The 15,073-nt window shown below is 38.7% G+C and carries 13 protein-coding genes and 1 riboswitch; all 13 genes read right to left on the bottom strand.

Features of this window, described 5'->3' with window-relative positions:
* Positions 1 to 4 precede the first annotated feature (4 nt).
* Positions 5 to 886: an Hsp33 family molecular chaperone HslO gene (gene hslO / locus I0Q91_RS02555; RefSeq protein ID WP_270452676.1), complete on the bottom strand. Its 882-nt coding sequence runs from the start codon at positions 884 to 886 to the stop codon at positions 5 to 7.
* Between the two features lie 12 nt (positions 887 to 898).
* Positions 899 to 1,792, bottom strand: a complete 894-nt coding sequence (locus I0Q91_RS02550) for a DMT family transporter (RefSeq protein ID WP_270452674.1) — start codon at positions 1,790 to 1,792, stop codon at positions 899 to 901.
* A 2-nt stretch (positions 1,793 to 1,794) separates the two neighbouring features.
* Positions 1,795 to 4,161, bottom strand: coding sequence for a glycoside hydrolase family 65 protein (locus I0Q91_RS02545; RefSeq protein WP_270452672.1), 2,367 nt, complete (start codon positions 4,159 to 4,161; stop codon positions 1,795 to 1,797).
* Positions 4,162 to 4,207: 46 nt separating this feature from the next.
* Complete coding sequence (locus I0Q91_RS02540) at positions 4,208 to 4,480, bottom strand: MoaD/ThiS family protein (RefSeq protein ID WP_270452670.1); 273 nt, start codon at positions 4,478 to 4,480, stop codon at positions 4,208 to 4,210.
* A 20-nt stretch (positions 4,481 to 4,500) separates the two neighbouring features.
* Positions 4,501 to 6,303, bottom strand: coding sequence for an aldehyde ferredoxin oxidoreductase family protein (locus tag I0Q91_RS02535; RefSeq protein WP_270452669.1), 1,803 nt, complete (start codon positions 6,301 to 6,303; stop codon positions 4,501 to 4,503).
* A gap of 27 nt (positions 6,304 to 6,330) precedes the next feature.
* Positions 6,331 to 6,816, bottom strand: coding sequence for a MogA/MoaB family molybdenum cofactor biosynthesis protein (locus I0Q91_RS02530; RefSeq protein WP_270452667.1), 486 nt, complete (start codon positions 6,814 to 6,816; stop codon positions 6,331 to 6,333).
* Positions 6,809 to 7,759: a cyclic pyranopterin monophosphate synthase MoaC gene (moaC, locus tag I0Q91_RS14385; protein ID WP_270452665.1), complete on the bottom strand. Its 951-nt coding sequence runs from the start codon at positions 7,757 to 7,759 to the stop codon at positions 6,809 to 6,811. Before moaC ends, I0Q91_RS02530 begins: the two co-directional genes overlap by 8 nt.
* Positions 7,760 to 7,761: 2 nt before the next feature.
* Positions 7,762 to 8,742, bottom strand: coding sequence for a GTP 3',8-cyclase MoaA (gene moaA / locus I0Q91_RS02520; RefSeq protein WP_270452663.1), 981 nt, complete (start codon positions 8,740 to 8,742; stop codon positions 7,762 to 7,764).
* A gap of 4 nt (positions 8,743 to 8,746) precedes the next feature.
* A complete protein-coding gene (locus I0Q91_RS02515) occupies positions 8,747 to 10,684 on the bottom strand; it encodes a molybdopterin biosynthesis protein (protein ID WP_270452661.1) in 1,938 nt (645 codons plus the stop codon).
* Complete coding sequence (locus tag I0Q91_RS02510) at positions 10,677 to 11,960, bottom strand: molybdopterin molybdotransferase MoeA (RefSeq protein WP_270452660.1); 1,284 nt, start codon at positions 11,958 to 11,960, stop codon at positions 10,677 to 10,679. The genes I0Q91_RS02515 and I0Q91_RS02510 overlap by 8 nt, the downstream gene beginning before the upstream one ends.
* Positions 11,961 to 11,981: 21 nt before the next feature.
* Entirely contained in the window at positions 11,982 to 12,584 is a 603-nt protein-coding gene (locus I0Q91_RS02505; protein WP_270452659.1) for a hypothetical protein, read from the bottom strand.
* A gap of 57 nt (positions 12,585 to 12,641) precedes the next feature.
* Positions 12,642 to 12,769, bottom strand: a riboswitch (molybdenum cofactor riboswitch).
* Positions 12,770 to 12,965: 196 nt separating this feature from the next.
* Entirely contained in the window at positions 12,966 to 13,250 is a 285-nt protein-coding gene (locus I0Q91_RS02500; protein WP_270452657.1) for a ubiquitin-like small modifier protein 1, read from the bottom strand.
* The gene (locus I0Q91_RS02495; RefSeq protein WP_270452655.1) at positions 13,251 to 15,065 is read right to left on the bottom strand and encodes an aldehyde ferredoxin oxidoreductase family protein; all 1,815 of its coding nucleotides are present in this window, start codon (positions 15,063 to 15,065) and stop codon (positions 13,251 to 13,253) included.
* Between the last annotated feature and the right edge of the window lie 8 nt (positions 15,066 to 15,073).

Raw genomic sequence — 15,073 nt, 5'->3', positions numbered from 1 at the left:
ATATCTAACTTTCTTCGTTCATTATATCATTAATTTCATTTTCATCAAAACTATATGATTGATTGCAGAAGTGACATTGAATTTCAACTTCTCCCAGTTCTTCTAGCACAGAATCTATCTCTTCCCTGGATAAACTTCTTACAATTGATGAAATTCTATCTTCACTACAGCGGCAGTGATATTTTACATCTGTCTTTTCTAATATCCGATAATAAATATCTCCCATCACTAAATCTAAAATTTCTTCTGGACTCTTACCTTTACTGATATGACGACTTAAAGAACCTATATTTGCTATATTTTCTTCAAGTAAATCTATATCTTCATCAGCAGCATCTGGCATTACCTGAAGCAGAAAACCCCCGGCTGCTTTAACAGATGAATCTTTATCAACTAAAACTCCAAGTCCAACTGAGGATGGGATCTGTTCTGAGACAGTAAAATAATAAGTCAGGTCTTCCCCAATCTCGCCACTAATAAGCTTTGTACTACCTTCATAGGGTTTCCCATCAGCAAGCATTTTTCTAACAGTTAATTCACCCTGGCCAACTCCACTGGCGACATCTAATTTCCCATCTTTAAGGGGGAGATTGGCACCTGGATTCTTTAAATAGCCCCTTACCTCTCCTTTATAATTTGCTTCTGCTACAATTTTACCTAAAGGGCCATTTCCATCTATAGAAAGGGATACTTCATGGCCTGACTTTAAAAGTGAAGCAACAAGCAAAGCGCCTGTAAGAGTTCTACCAAGTGCTGCAGTAGCAAGGGGTGAAGTTTGATGTAATTTTCTTGCCTCTTCAACTAAATCAGTCGTTCTGGCAGTCAAAATTCTGATCTGTCGGTCTTTAGTTATTGCTCTAACTAATCGGTCTTGATTATCTTTCATTCTATCACCTACTTATTTTGGGTTTGCTAACTTCTTATTCTGTTTATTTCTGCGCATAGTATATAATAGTCCATAAATTATAAAAGTACCACCAACTATTGTTAGAGGTGGAATTTTATCTCCTAATAAGATCCAGGCCAATAAACTGGTTAATACAGGCTCTCCGATTATTGTCGTTGAGACTAAAGTAGCCGGCACATATCTTACAGCTAAATTTAAAACTGAATGTCCAATTACTGTCGGCCCTAAAGCAAGACCAATAAATAATAGCCAGTTTGTCTGACTGTAGCCTGTAAAACTATAGCCGCTAAAGATAACTGCAATTAATAAAAAGGCTGTAGCATAGGTATAGACAGTATAAATATAAGGAAAATAATCCAGTTTCTTTCTTAAGCTCCTACCTGAAAATAGATAGAGACCAGCAAAGAAAGCAGCCATAATAGCCAGAGTATCTCCTCTTATACTGGCAAAAAGATTATTAAGGTCTCCAGCACCAACAATTATACTGCCTGTGATTGCAATAAATAACCCTCTATAAATACCTGGCCTCAGGTCTTCTTTAGCCCATAACCTTTCAAATAACAGGGTGAAAAGTGGCTGGAGGGCTATAAAGATTACTGCATTGGCCACAGCAGTATATTCAAAGGCTGTTACCCAGAGAATAAAATGAATAGCCAGAAAAAAACCAATAATAACCGGCCTTCTATCAAAGAACAATTCAAGTCTGCAGTCTTTACGATAGATAAAAACAGGTGTAAGAACTGCAATAGTAAAAAACATTCTATAGAAAGCAATAATGATTGCCGGTGCATCTGCCATTGCTACAAACACACCTGCAAATGAAATTACAAGGATTCCTGCTGCCAGTATTAGATAAATTCTCTTTTCTATAGATTTATTTATCATCTTTATTCCCGCCAGGGCAACTGGCTAAAGTCCCTATTATCAAAATTATATTCTCTACCTGGTTCTAGATCATACCTTTCGCCGCAATGATGGATATAAAGAGGTTGATCAGAATAAAGTCGATAACTGGTCTTTTCTGGTCCTACTTTTACTCTTAAATGCCTGCCTTTAAAGAAGATTGTAAATTGATATCCCTTTAGTTTTTCTGGCAAATAGGGGTTAAACTGAATCTCGCCATCATAATTTCTCATTCCTGCAAAACCGTAGACCAGAACCATCCAGGCACTCCCCATGCCTGCAGTATGAAGTCCCTGATGGGCATTTTCATTGAAGTCATCAAGGTCAAGCCGGGCTGTCTGGATAAAGTAATTATATGCTTCATTTAAATAACCGACCTCAGAAGCTATAATACTATAAACTGATGGTGATAGTGATGAATCATGGGTAGTCTTTGGTTCATAATAATCATAGTTTGCCTTCTTTTCTTCCAGACTGAATTTATTGCCCATCATCAACATCAATAATATTACATCAGCCTGCTTAATTACCTGGTATCTCCAGATAGTAAGCGGGTGCCAGTGTGCTACTAGAGGCATTTCTGAATGGGGTATATCCCTATCTATATCAATTGGATCCTTTTCCATAAAGGAATCATCCTGGGGATGAACACCTAATTCTTCATTAAAGGGAAGAAAAACCTTACTGGCTGCCTGTTGCCATTGATCTGGCTCTTTGTCATCTAAATTAATTTTATTCTTTAAGTTTTCATATCTTTCTGGTGCATCTTCCTGCATCTCTTTTAGTGTCCTGGCAGCATACTCAAGATTGAATTTAGCCATATAATTATTATAGCAATTATTATTGACACCTGGTTTATATTCATCTGGTCCAGAAACTTCATTAAAACAGAATTTACCACCGTTTTCATGGATATAATTGCCTCTACTACACCACATTCTGGCTGTTTCAGCAAGAATTTCTACTCCTTCTTTATAAAGAAAGTCCATATCCTCAGTAGCTGTAACGTATAGATAAATTGCGTAAGCTATATCAGCATCAATATGAAATTGAACTGTTGAGCCCATAAAAAAGCCAGAAGCCTCTTCACCATTAATTGTTCTCCATGGGAAAAGGGCACCTTCAAGTCTAACTCTACCTGCATTCTTTCTTGCCTGTTCTAAAGTATTATATCTATATTTCAATAATTTTCTAGCCATTTCAGGACGGTTAAAGATATAAAAAGGGATAATGTAAGTCTCAGTATCCCAAAAATAATGACCTTCATAGAATTCTCCTGTTAAACCCTTTGCTGCAACATTATTATATTCATCCTGGCCAGTTGACTGCAGTAGCTGAAAAGCATTATAACGGATGGCCTGCTGCAGTGAACTATCTCCATATAATTTTACATCAAAATCTTCCCAGAAATCCTCCAGGTAGGTTTTTTGATCCCTTAAAAACTTGACCAGTCCATCTTCAGCTGCCAGATTGACATCAGTCAAAACCTGACCAACCAGCCTGTCAGCATCAAGTGTTCTAGATGTTTTTATAGAAAAGAATTTAGTTAATTTGCACCAGCGTTCTGCTCTGGCATTAATCACAATCTCTTCATGAAGACAATTATCTATCTCATATGTATCCCTTCTATAATTAAGATCTGCCTTTGAATCTATTATATTTTTAACAGCAGCAGCAACTTCCAGGCCACTTTCTTTAGTTGCCTGATGTAGATAAGATCTACCATTAGTAAAGCCAGAGTTTTTCGTTCTAAGAACAGATTTATCCCTGAAATGATGGTGATTTTGAACATTTCCATTTAAGGTTGAAACAACTCGAATTTCACCTTTAAAGTTCAGAGGTCTAAAACGATAGTTAATCAGGCCCTGATGTTTTCTTTTAAAAGATAAAAGACGGATTATTTCAACTTCTATCCTCTTACCTGAAAGGCTCTGCCAGATAAAGTTTCTCTCTAAAATGCCTTTGCGCATATCTAGCTCTCTATTATATTCTAAGACTTCTCCCTTTAGAAGATCCAGTTTTTCATCACCGAGATAGAGATTAATCCCTGTCCAATCCATTAGATTGACTATAGTCTGGCTTTTTGTAGGTAATTGAGGGGCATCTTCGCCATAAATAATCTCTTCACTATCATAAAACCCGTTGATATAAAACCCTGGTGTTGTGGTATTTTCAGGGCCAGAATAATCTTCTTCAAGCGTTCCTCTAACTCCCATATAACCATTGCCAATACAGAAAATAGATTCATGGTGATGATTATTTTCAATATTAAATTCTTCTTCTATTATCTTCCATGGATGAATTTTAAACTGTGGTTCTTTACTTAATTTTTTTGCATGAAAATCTCTCATGAAATCCCCCCTGAACAACCATATTATTGTTTTCTAATATTTTATTTTAACCGCCTCCAAGAAGTGGAAAGATACTGATTGTTTCTCCTCCAGAGAGTTGGTAATCCTTTTTAACATGCCTGCCATTTAGAAGAATTACCCGGGCCTCATCATCAGGAATCTGATAATAATCAATAATATCCTGAACAGTATTTACTTCTTTAAGCACTATCCTATTGCCTTTTCTAATCTTTTCTGGTGAATACTCTTCTAAACCTCCATATAGGTTGACATAAATATAATCTTCTCTGGATTTATTTGATAGATCTTGCTTGGACATTATAAACATTCCTCCAAAATTTACTGGATATCTAACTCTATTTTATGGGCAATCTCTCTTAAATTCAAATTGGCAATTATTTTTTCTCCAGGTCTACCTGATCTACTCCAGCCTCTAAGATCATAGTATTCATCTAAAAGCTTATCCTGGTCTACCAGGCTATCTTTACTGGGGCCAGAGCCTCCCTGACTGCTAAATCTTTCAGGCAGATAGTCATCTCCTCTATTAAAACCTGCTTTTACATTAATCATTCTCTCTAAATTCCAGATTCGAGAACCTATCTCAAAAAATTTCCCATCAAAATTTTCACCTGTAACAGATTCAAGCATCTCCTGATAAAACCCGGCAGCTAAAGCTAACATCGTAAATTTACAGACAATTAATGAATCTAAAATTGCATTGAAATCCTGCTGTTCAATCAGGAGTGCAGCTTTTCCTTCCTCTGAATACCGGTCTATTTTTTCCTGGTCGGCAAAAATTTCTAGATTCATCATATTGGCTCTAATATGACAGGCGCCTCTATTAGATGTCATATAGCCAAGAGCCTGGCCCTTCATACCTCTAGGATCAAAAGCAGGAAGGTCAAGGCCTTTTACCTGCATGGCAAGTTCTGGATGGCCCTTTGAGATTGCAAATTCTTTTGCTCCTTCTGCCAGTTCATTCCCGATTCCTTCTCTAGAGCCTATCATATTAATAAGGTCTTCAATTTTTTTACCATCACCAAAGCTTATATCTGCATCTATTAAAGATTTTTCTGCCATTTCAATATAGGCAGCTATTACTGAAGAAGTTGAAATAGTATCAAGGCCTAGCTGATTACAGAGATGATTGAGTTCATTTACTTTATCTAAATCATCTATACCTAAGTTGGCTCCAAGAAGTCCCAGTGATTCATATTCAGGACTTGATTTATCCTGGCCATCTGAAGTTTTGAGTTTTCGAGAACAGATTATTGGACAGTTATAGCAACTGGACTTACTGGAAACTGTCTTGCTTTCAAGTGATTCTCCAGAAATTTTATCAGCACTGGCAAACTGGGTCTCCTGAAAATTTCTAGTAGGCAAAACACCTGCCTCATTAATTAAATTTAGTAAGATTGAGGTGCCATACCTATTCATACTATTTGAGGTTACAGGATTTTCTTCCAGCCAGTCTGCTGCTTTGTCTCTAATTTTTAAAGCCTGCTCCTGGTTATAGATTCTGACTTCTTTATCTCCTTTAATGGAAATAGCTTTTATATTCTTACTGCCTAAAATTGAGCCAAGGCCACCCCGGCCAAAATTTCTGCTCTTACCAACAGTTATTGATGAAAACCGGACTAGGTTTTCACCGGCAGGCCCAATATATATATGGCGATATTCTGGAATCGTTTTATTGAGATAATCCCAGGTTAAACCGGCTTTGTTATTTTTTAACTCTGTAGCTTCGATAAACCGAACTCCATCAGAATCGATTTCCAGCCGGCTAAGTTGATCAAGTTCACCCTGAATAACGACCCCATCATAGCCAGCTTTTTTTAATTCTGCTCCCCAGAATCCTCCGGCATTTGAATCAAAGATAGTTCCAGTCTGTGGCGACTTTGATATGACTGCAAGCCGACCTGAGGATGGAATGACAGTCCCTGTTAATGGTCCTGCTGCAAAAATCACTGGATTTTCAGCAGCTAAAGTCTGGACTTCTGGATCTGCCTGCTCTAAAAAGAGCCTGACTCCAAGCCCTCTGCCTCCCAAATATTTAAGATAATAACTCTTACTGAGATTTTTCTCCTGATATGATTTATCATTTAATGAGATCTCTAATATCTTGCCTGTCCAACCATACATAATTATCTGCCACCATTCCTGTAGTAATTATTCATGTTCTGTAATTTCCCCCTGGAGTACTTTGATTCCATGGGGAATTATACCGATAACCTCTTTTAAGCACTGGGAAACAGCCTTAGGACTGCCTGGTAGATTAACTATTAACGAATATTTTCTGATACCAGACCTGGCCCTGGATAAGTAACTAAGTTCTGTAAACCTGGAAGTCCCAGAGCGCATCTTCTCTGCAATACCAGGTACTTCCTTTTCTATTGAATCCAGAGTGGCTTCCGGGGTATGATCTCTAGCAGCAAAGCCTGTTCCACCAGTTGTTAAAATAAGATCGGCCTGATTATTATCTGCAAATTGGTTTAAGAGCTCTGTGATTTCTGCCTTTTCGTCAGGAACAATCTTATAATCTACGACCTTCCAGTCTTCAGCTTCAACTATATCTCTAATCGTTTGACCGCTAATATCTTCTCGCTGGCCCTTTGAGCCTTTATCACTGACTGTTATGATAGCAACTCTAATCATTGGAGACCAGCTCTACTTTATAGGTATCTCCTGGCTTGATTTTTCCGCCATTGAGAACCTTTGCAAAAATTCCTTCCTTTGGCATAACACAGTCACCAACCTGCTGAGCAATTGCACAGCCTGTATGGCATTCTTTGCCTATCTGGGTTACTTCCAGCTTAACGCCTCGCTGGAATGTGATAAGATCACCTGGATGAAGGCTGCCAATATCTACCCCTCTAGTTGTTATATTTTCAGCAAAATCACCATACCCGATTCTGATTTCCTGATCAGTCGAGTCTAGCATTTTCTGGATACTTTCTTCTGCTAAAAGACTAACCTGGCGATGCCAGTTCCCTGCATGGGCATCTTCAATTATTCCGTGACCTTCCTTTAAATTTATTTCTAGAAGAGGCTTCTTTTTAGTACCCTTTTCAATGCTTGTTGAAACTGCAACTACCTGCCCCTTTAGCTCTTCAGAAGCTATAAATTCACCTGAGCTTCCCCCTCTTTTTTCCAAGAGTTTTATCTCTCCTATATTCATTGTTTTATCTACTGCTTTAGACATATCGTAAATTGTTAGGGCTGCTGAACTTACACCCTGTAAGGCTTCCATTTCAACTCCAGTCTGGCCAGAGGTCTTAACCTTACAGATAATTTTGATACTTGCAGGTTCAATTATTTCAAATTCTATTTTTACTGATGAAATAAATAGTGGATGGCAGAGTGGAATAAGATCTGAAGTCTTTTTAGCTGCCATTATCCCCGCCAGCCTCGCTGTCTCAAGAACTGCTCCCTTTTCAATCTGGCCAGTTTTTATTAAGTCCAGGGTCTCTGGTTCCATCTGAATCTGACCAGTAGCAACTGCCTCTCTGGCTGTTATTGGTTTACTACTTACATCGACCATATTGACCTGACCTTCTTTATTGATATGAGTTAATTCTTTTTTATTTTTATCTGTCATCATTAACCACCTATCTGTGACATATTTCTACCATAATCTTCTTCATTCGCAAAATCATGATGATCTGGCTTTAATGAACAGGCCTGATCTAAAATTTCTTTTAATTTATCCTCTGGCAATAAATTTCCTGACTGATCATAGAGGTCATATTCCTTAGCCATGGCCAGACAGGGCCTTAATTTGCCATCAGAGGTCAATCTAAGGCGATTACAGCTGCTACAGAAGCTATGGCTTATCGGCGAGATAAAACCGACTGTAGCCTGTGTATCGTCAATCTGATAGCTTGTAGCAGGACCACCACCTGGTATTTCTGCAGGAGTTAATTTAAAGCCTGCTGATTTAATCCTGGCTTTGATCTCATCTATAGAAATATATTTACTATCATTATCCTGGCTACTGCCATTTAAGGGCATAAATTCAATAAATCTAAAGTTATAATTATGGGCTTTGGTAAATTTGATAAAATCTGAAACCTCATTATCATTAAAGCCTCTTATTAAGACTGTGTTAAGTTTTATCGGATTAAGTCCTGCATTTTGAGCTGCCTTTAAACCTGCCAGCACTTCTGGGAGACCATCTACTAAACTGATCTCTTTAAATTTTTCCCTGTCTAAAGTATCAAGGCTGACATTTATTCTATCTAAACCCACCCTGGCCAGCTTATTAGCATGCTCAGGTAGGAGATAACCATTTGTTGTCAGGGAAATATCTTCAAGTCCTTCAAGTTTGTTGAGTTGATAGATTAATTTATCCAGACCTCGCCTGACTAATGGCTCCCCTCCTGTTAATCTAATCCTTTTAATGCCTGCTTTAACAGCAATTCTAGCAAAAATCAGGATTTCTTCATAACGCATTATCTCATCATGGGATTTGTAGTCAACTCCATCTGGAGGCATACAGTATTTACATCTAAAATTACAGCGATCAGTTACTGAAATTCTTAAATAATCAACCTTTCGCTGAAAGCTTGCATTAATTGCCATTATTTTACCTCCTCCTGGATGGGCCTGCATTTCTGATTTGACCGGTATCCTTAAGGTCATAGCCGGTCTGTTCGGTTAAATACTCCTGAAATCTATTGCTTTTAATTATTTCTTTAATCTTTTTAATTCTATAATCTTCAGCCAATCTGGTCGGATAAATCAACTCAAACCTTTCTGAAAATAATGGGATAAAATTAAGGCCAAAGGCTTTTGCCACTGCTCTAATGCCAAGGGCTGTATCTGCTGAGCCTACTGCGACTGCCTGGGCTACAGCAGCATGGGTATACTCTTCTCTGTCATAACCTTTTATTTCAGCCGGCTTAATATTTGACTGATTTAACTGATAGTCAAATAAGATTCTTGTACCTGCCCCCTGCTGGCGGTTAATAAAGGTTATATCTTTATTTTTGAGATCATTTATATTTTTTAAACATAACTGGCTATCAGGACTTAAGTATAAACCCTGATCTCTCCAGGCCAGTGTCAATAGTTCTAATGGTTCTTCTGCTATCTGGTCTAGATAGGAAAGATTATATTCACCGGTTTCAGGATCCAGTAGATGGGCAGTTGTTAAATCAGCCTCACCTCTAATTAGTGCATGGATTCCGGCCTGGCTCCCCCGGGACTGAAGCCTTAATTTAATTTTTTGAGCTGAAGTGATTAAAAGCTCCTGTAAATAATCCAGCAAAGGGTCATTACTTCCGGCTAAAACCAGATTATCTTTAAGACAGCTCTCTGGATAAAGAAGTTTTACCTCTGCTAATTCATCTACAGCCAACCCTTCTCTATCAGCTGGTATTTCCAGGATTCCATCGGCCTGGGCCTGGGATTTCATAACTGCTGAGCCCCTTCTTCTAGGAACTGCTATCGGAAAATCTTCCTGACCAGTCTGAGATTTTTCAAAGGATAGATTTACTCTCACATACTCAACTCTACCTGGTTTTGAAGCGAGCTTCCTTTTGACCTTTGCCTGGATATAATTATCGGCATCTGCTGAATCTTTTTGTAATGCTTTAACTGCCATAGTCCCAAAGTTTTCAAAGGCATGGAGGCAGGATAAGGGGAAACCTGGTAGCCCTATAAATGGCACATTTTCGATGGCACCTAAAAGCAGGGGCTTGCCTGGCTGAATTTCTACACCATGGACAAAAATTTCTCCCTTTTCTTCAACTATGCTAGCTGTGAAATCTTTGCTTCCTGCTGAGGAGCCAGCAATTGTAATTACTAAATCAGAACTCTGTGTAGCCTGGTTGATTGCTGCTTTTAAAGCTTTTTCTTCATCACTTACAACTCCATAAAAATTTATTTCTCCACCTGCTTCTTCAGCCATTTCTTTAACCATCGTTGAATTGAAGTCAACATACTGACCAGGTTCTGGTGATGATTCAGGACTTACTATCTCATCGCCGGTAGAAATAACTGTTAAGACTGGTTTTGCATAAACTTCAACTTCAAAAACACCAGCCTCCAGTAAGGCTCCAATATGATAAGCCTTAAGTTTCTGATTTGAAGTCAGTATCTGGTCACCTTTCATCACACTTTCACCGATTGTCCTGACATTATGCCAGGGTGAGACAGATTTAAAGATTTTTATACCTGAATCAAGTTGATTGATATCTTCTATCTTTATAACGGCATTATATCCTTCTGGAATAAGATTGCCGGTATTGACATATTTAAATTGATTGCCTTTTAAAGTAATAGGCTCTCGTTCTGTTGCACCAGCGGTATCTTCGGAACTGACTGCAATTCCATCCATAGCCGAGGCATTAAAATTTGGTGCTGAACGGCTGGCCTGGACCGGACTGGCGGTAATTCTATTTAAGGATTCCTTTACTGGTATAGTTTCTTTTTTAGGCTCAATTGTGCTTAAAAAATTATTCCAGATTGCCTTAGCCTCTTCAAGTGATTTTTTTGCCAGATAAACTTTTCGTTTAGCCATCTATATCCTGCTCCTTAAAGATTAAACCCTTTGCTGGCGGGTATGGTACAACCTGGACCTGGCTTCCCCTGGCCAGACCTTCGCTACCTGGAGGAATTACAATAAGACCATCAGAATCAACCAGAGTTGTAATTAAGTTGGACTTTCCATATAATGGAGAGGCCTTCCTGTTGCCATCCAGTTTCACAGGAAAATATTCCTGGCGGCCAGGTGTTGAAGAAATCGGCTCTAAAAGCTCTGCTGTTATGCTGTTTTTAAAGAATTCAGCCCTGGGCTCAATCGGTAATCCTCTCATTCTATTAATAATTGCCGGGATAACTATAGCTGCTACAACCCAGGCAGATGATGGATTGCCAGGTAAGCCGATAATTGGTGTTCCATTTAAAAGCCCTAAAATAGTTGGCTTGCCTGGTTTTACTGCCAGACCATGGAGTAATACTCCTGGCTCTGCTATTCTATTGATTACTTCGATGGTATAGTCTTTAACTCCAACTGAGCTGCCACCGGAGATTACGATTAGATCTGCATCAAGGCTTGCCTCTATTCTGGCTTTAAGCTCTGCTTTATTATCATTTACAATTCCTTTAAGCGAAGGCTTTAAACCCCACTCCTTAAAAAGGCTGCCCAGGAGATAAGAGTTTATATCATAGATTGAACTCCCTTCTCGCTTCTCCCCTGGTGGAACAAGTTCATCACCGGAGGATATTATTGCTATTTCAGGCATAGTAAAGACATTTACCTGGCTGTGACCAAGTCCTGCCAGAGCCCCAACCTCTGCTGAAGACAGGCAGGTACCTCTATCTAATAAAAGTTGGCCTTCTTTGATATCATCGCCTTTTTTTATAATATTCTCACCTGCTGAAACAGAATTCATAACTTCTATCTGACTGCCAAATTTCTCTGTATCTTCAATCATTAAACAGCTATCAGCTTCTGCAGGGAGTTCCGCTCCTGTAGGTATGTAGATTGCAGTTCCTGGATTTAGAGACTGTTCAGGTTGCTCACCTATTTCTATTTCACCTGCTACTTTGAGATAAGCAGGGTTCTCAGGGCTGGCTCCAAAGGTATCTTCAGCCATAACTGCATAACCATCAACTGCAGACCTGGAATAGGGAGGTAGGTCTTCTTCTGCCTTAATTTTTTCTGCTAGAACCCTATTAGTTGTATCTAATAAAGGTAATCTTTCAACTGAGTCTTCAAGATTTAATTCTATTTTATTTTCTATTATATCTATCAGGTCATTTACTGAAGTTAATTTAAGAAATTCTTTCCCCATTAATTATCAGCCTTTCCAGTATTATTTAAAGAGACCTAACTGACACCTTCTTACCTGAATACCTTCTCTATCGAGTTTTTTACCAAACTCACCATAACCCAGTCCAAATAAGTCACTGATTAACTGGGCTCGATAGCAGGAGATCTCATCTTCAACTATATTTAACTTAAGGTCAGCAAGATTGCTGTCATCAAGAAGTTCATAATAATCTACTATTAGATCTGCTCTACCTTTACATTTTTCTGCATCTTCACTCAGCTCATTACTCGGTTCATTTACATGAATGATCAGGCCTGGACTGATATACTGGACAACTTTATTCCCCTCAAATATGAGGTAATCCAGATCTTTAAATTCATCTATGGCCTGTGTAGCTGCTTCCTTGATTTTATCTTTTGGTGTTCGCATAAAAAGAATTTTATCTGCTGATGAATTCAGATATGGAGAAATCGTTGGAGCTTCTGCCCGCATAATTTCCCTTTCATCAGTTATCATTATATCCTTAACATTATCTGTGACTGCTTTTAAAATTCCAACATTACAACGGAGGTTCTCAATTAATCTGACTCCTAATTTAGTTCTCCCATCAGTTTTCTCGTCTCCGGTAATTGCTATAATTTCCATAAAATCACCTTTCCTCCTGTAATCTATTAATAAATAAAAATAGGTGCCTGAAAAGACACCGTTTTAAGACGGTCTCCTTTCCAAAGATACGGGAGGTAAGTCAGTTTCCTGACAAACCCTAGCGGCTATTATTCCCTGGATATAAATTTAATCTTTAGGAAGTTAGCTCGAAGACTTCTGTTTATTTATGCACTTTTATTTATTGTATCAAATTATAGGGGAAAACTCCAATCATTATAAAAACTTTGTGAAATTTTTATAATAGAACCGCTTGGTAACCGTCGGGTAACCGTCAGGTGCTAGCAAAAAACTAACCCCAATCCAGATTCAAACTGGATCAGGGTTAATCTGTTTCTGTATATTTATACTTTTTATTGTATATTATCCGCCAGCTGATGGAGGAAAAATTGCCAGTATGTCACCATCTTTTAACTTTGTATCTAATTTATCCAGATGATGAATATTCTGGCCATTGACCAGGATTATTGCTCCTGGATTGATTGCCTCTTCTTCACCAATTAATTTTTCACTAAAGACTGCATCGTATTTTTCATCCAGAGTTTTTATTAAATCCCGAACAGTTTTATTCTCTTCAGGTTTTAATTCAACCTGGCGATCATCGATATATTTTCTAAATAATGAATAGAGTTTTACCTTAATTGCCATTTAGAGTTCATCCAGACCTAGTTTATTTAATGTATCTGCAGTTGGGACACCATTATTATCCCAGCCTCTTAATTCATAATATTTAGGAAGCATCTTATCTAAATGGGCCACTTTACCTTTCATTGGGCCATCAGGGATTCCTTCTTCAAGGAGTCTCTTAGGCAGGGTATCATCTTCTTTAGTTAGACCTGCTTCAAGGTTGAACTGACGCTCTAAGGTATAAATTCTATCGCCAATTTCCATGAATTCTTCAGTTGTGAGATCATAATCTGTTACTGCATTGACCAATTCCTGATAATCTTCTGCTCCTAATGCAAATGATGTAAAGAGGCAGAGACCAATTGAATCAATTAATGCTGTTAGGTCCTGGAATATCTTAGCCCATTCTGGCTTGGATTCTAAGTCCTGCGGATCCAGTTTTTCAGGGACTCCTAAGACCTCAGGGGAGACCAGATAACCTCTTACGTGACAGCCACCACGGTTTGATGTTGCATAATTAAGAGCCATACCCTGCAGTGCTCTTGGATCATAGGCAGGTAGTTCCTGCTTTTTAACTGCCATTGATACTTCAGGCATACCATACTTTTCACCTAGACGGGCTGAGCCTAAAGCTAGATCGTCACCGATACCTTCACGATAGGCCATTGCTTTAGTGTAATAGACAATTGCTTCTGAGGAGCCAAACTTTAATTCAGGGCCATTTTCTAATTTTTCTCTATCGATATGGCCTTTTTCATAGAGTTCCATGGCTGCAGCAATGGTAGCACCGGCACTGATTGTATCCAGACCGAGCTCATTGCACATATAATTGGCCTCAGTAATGGCATTGAGATCATTAACTCCACAGGCGGCACCAAATGACCAGCCTGTTTCATATTCTGGGCCTTCACCGGAACGGCCACTAGGCAGTTTAGTATCACGGCCACAGGCTATTGGGCAGGCATAACAGGCTTTCTTCTTCTGAAGATAACCCTTTTCTACTAAAGCCTCACCAGATACTTCTTCTGTTCCTTCAAAGGTTGCTTCCTGGAAGTTTCTGGTTGGATAACCACCGGTCTCGTTAATGATATTATCTAAAACCTTGGTACCATAGGTTGGAAGGCCTTCTCCAGTTACTCCATCATCTTTGATAATCTGGGTCTGCTTTTTAACTACTTTCATTAATGCTTCTTTATCGTAGTCAAAGTTGCTTTTATCTCCACGGACAACCAGTGCTTTTAGGTTCTTTGAGCCCATAACAGCACCGACACCGGTACGACCTGCTGCCCTATTTTTGTCATTCATAATTGAGGCAAACATAACCTGATTTTCTCCTGCAGGACCGATACAGCTAACTTTGGCTCTTTCATCGCCTGATTCTTCAACTAAAATATCAGTTGTCTCATCGACTTTCTTACCCCAGATATGGCTGGCATCTTTAAGCTCTGCCTTGCCATCCATTAACTGAAGATAGACTGGTTTTTCAGATTTGCCCTGGAATACTATCATATCATAGCCGGCAAACCTTAATTCTGCACCGAAATAACCGCCTGAGTTAGATGAGGCAATGGTACCAGTTAATGGTCCTTTGGTAACTACCATGTAACGACCACCTGTTGATGCATTGGTACCTGTCAAGAGACCATTAGCAAATATCAACCTATTTTCTGGACTTAAGGGGTCAATTCCTGGGTCAATTTCATCGGCCAGGAGTTTTGAGGCAAGCCCTCTACCTCCTAAGTACTTTTTGACCATTTCTGGAGCTAATGTTTCTTCTTTAGTTTCTCCTGCTGTTAAATCGACTCGTAAGATTTTTGCTTCACCAATTTTGCTCATTTTTTTAT

The organism is Halonatronomonas betaini, assembly GCF_015666175.1.
GTDB classification, from domain to species: Bacteria; Bacillota; Halanaerobiia; order Halanaerobiales; family Halarsenatibacteraceae; genus Halonatronomonas; species Halonatronomonas betaini.
Note: the sequence above shows the minus strand (reverse complement) of the source record. Positions and strands in the feature narration are given on the sequence as shown.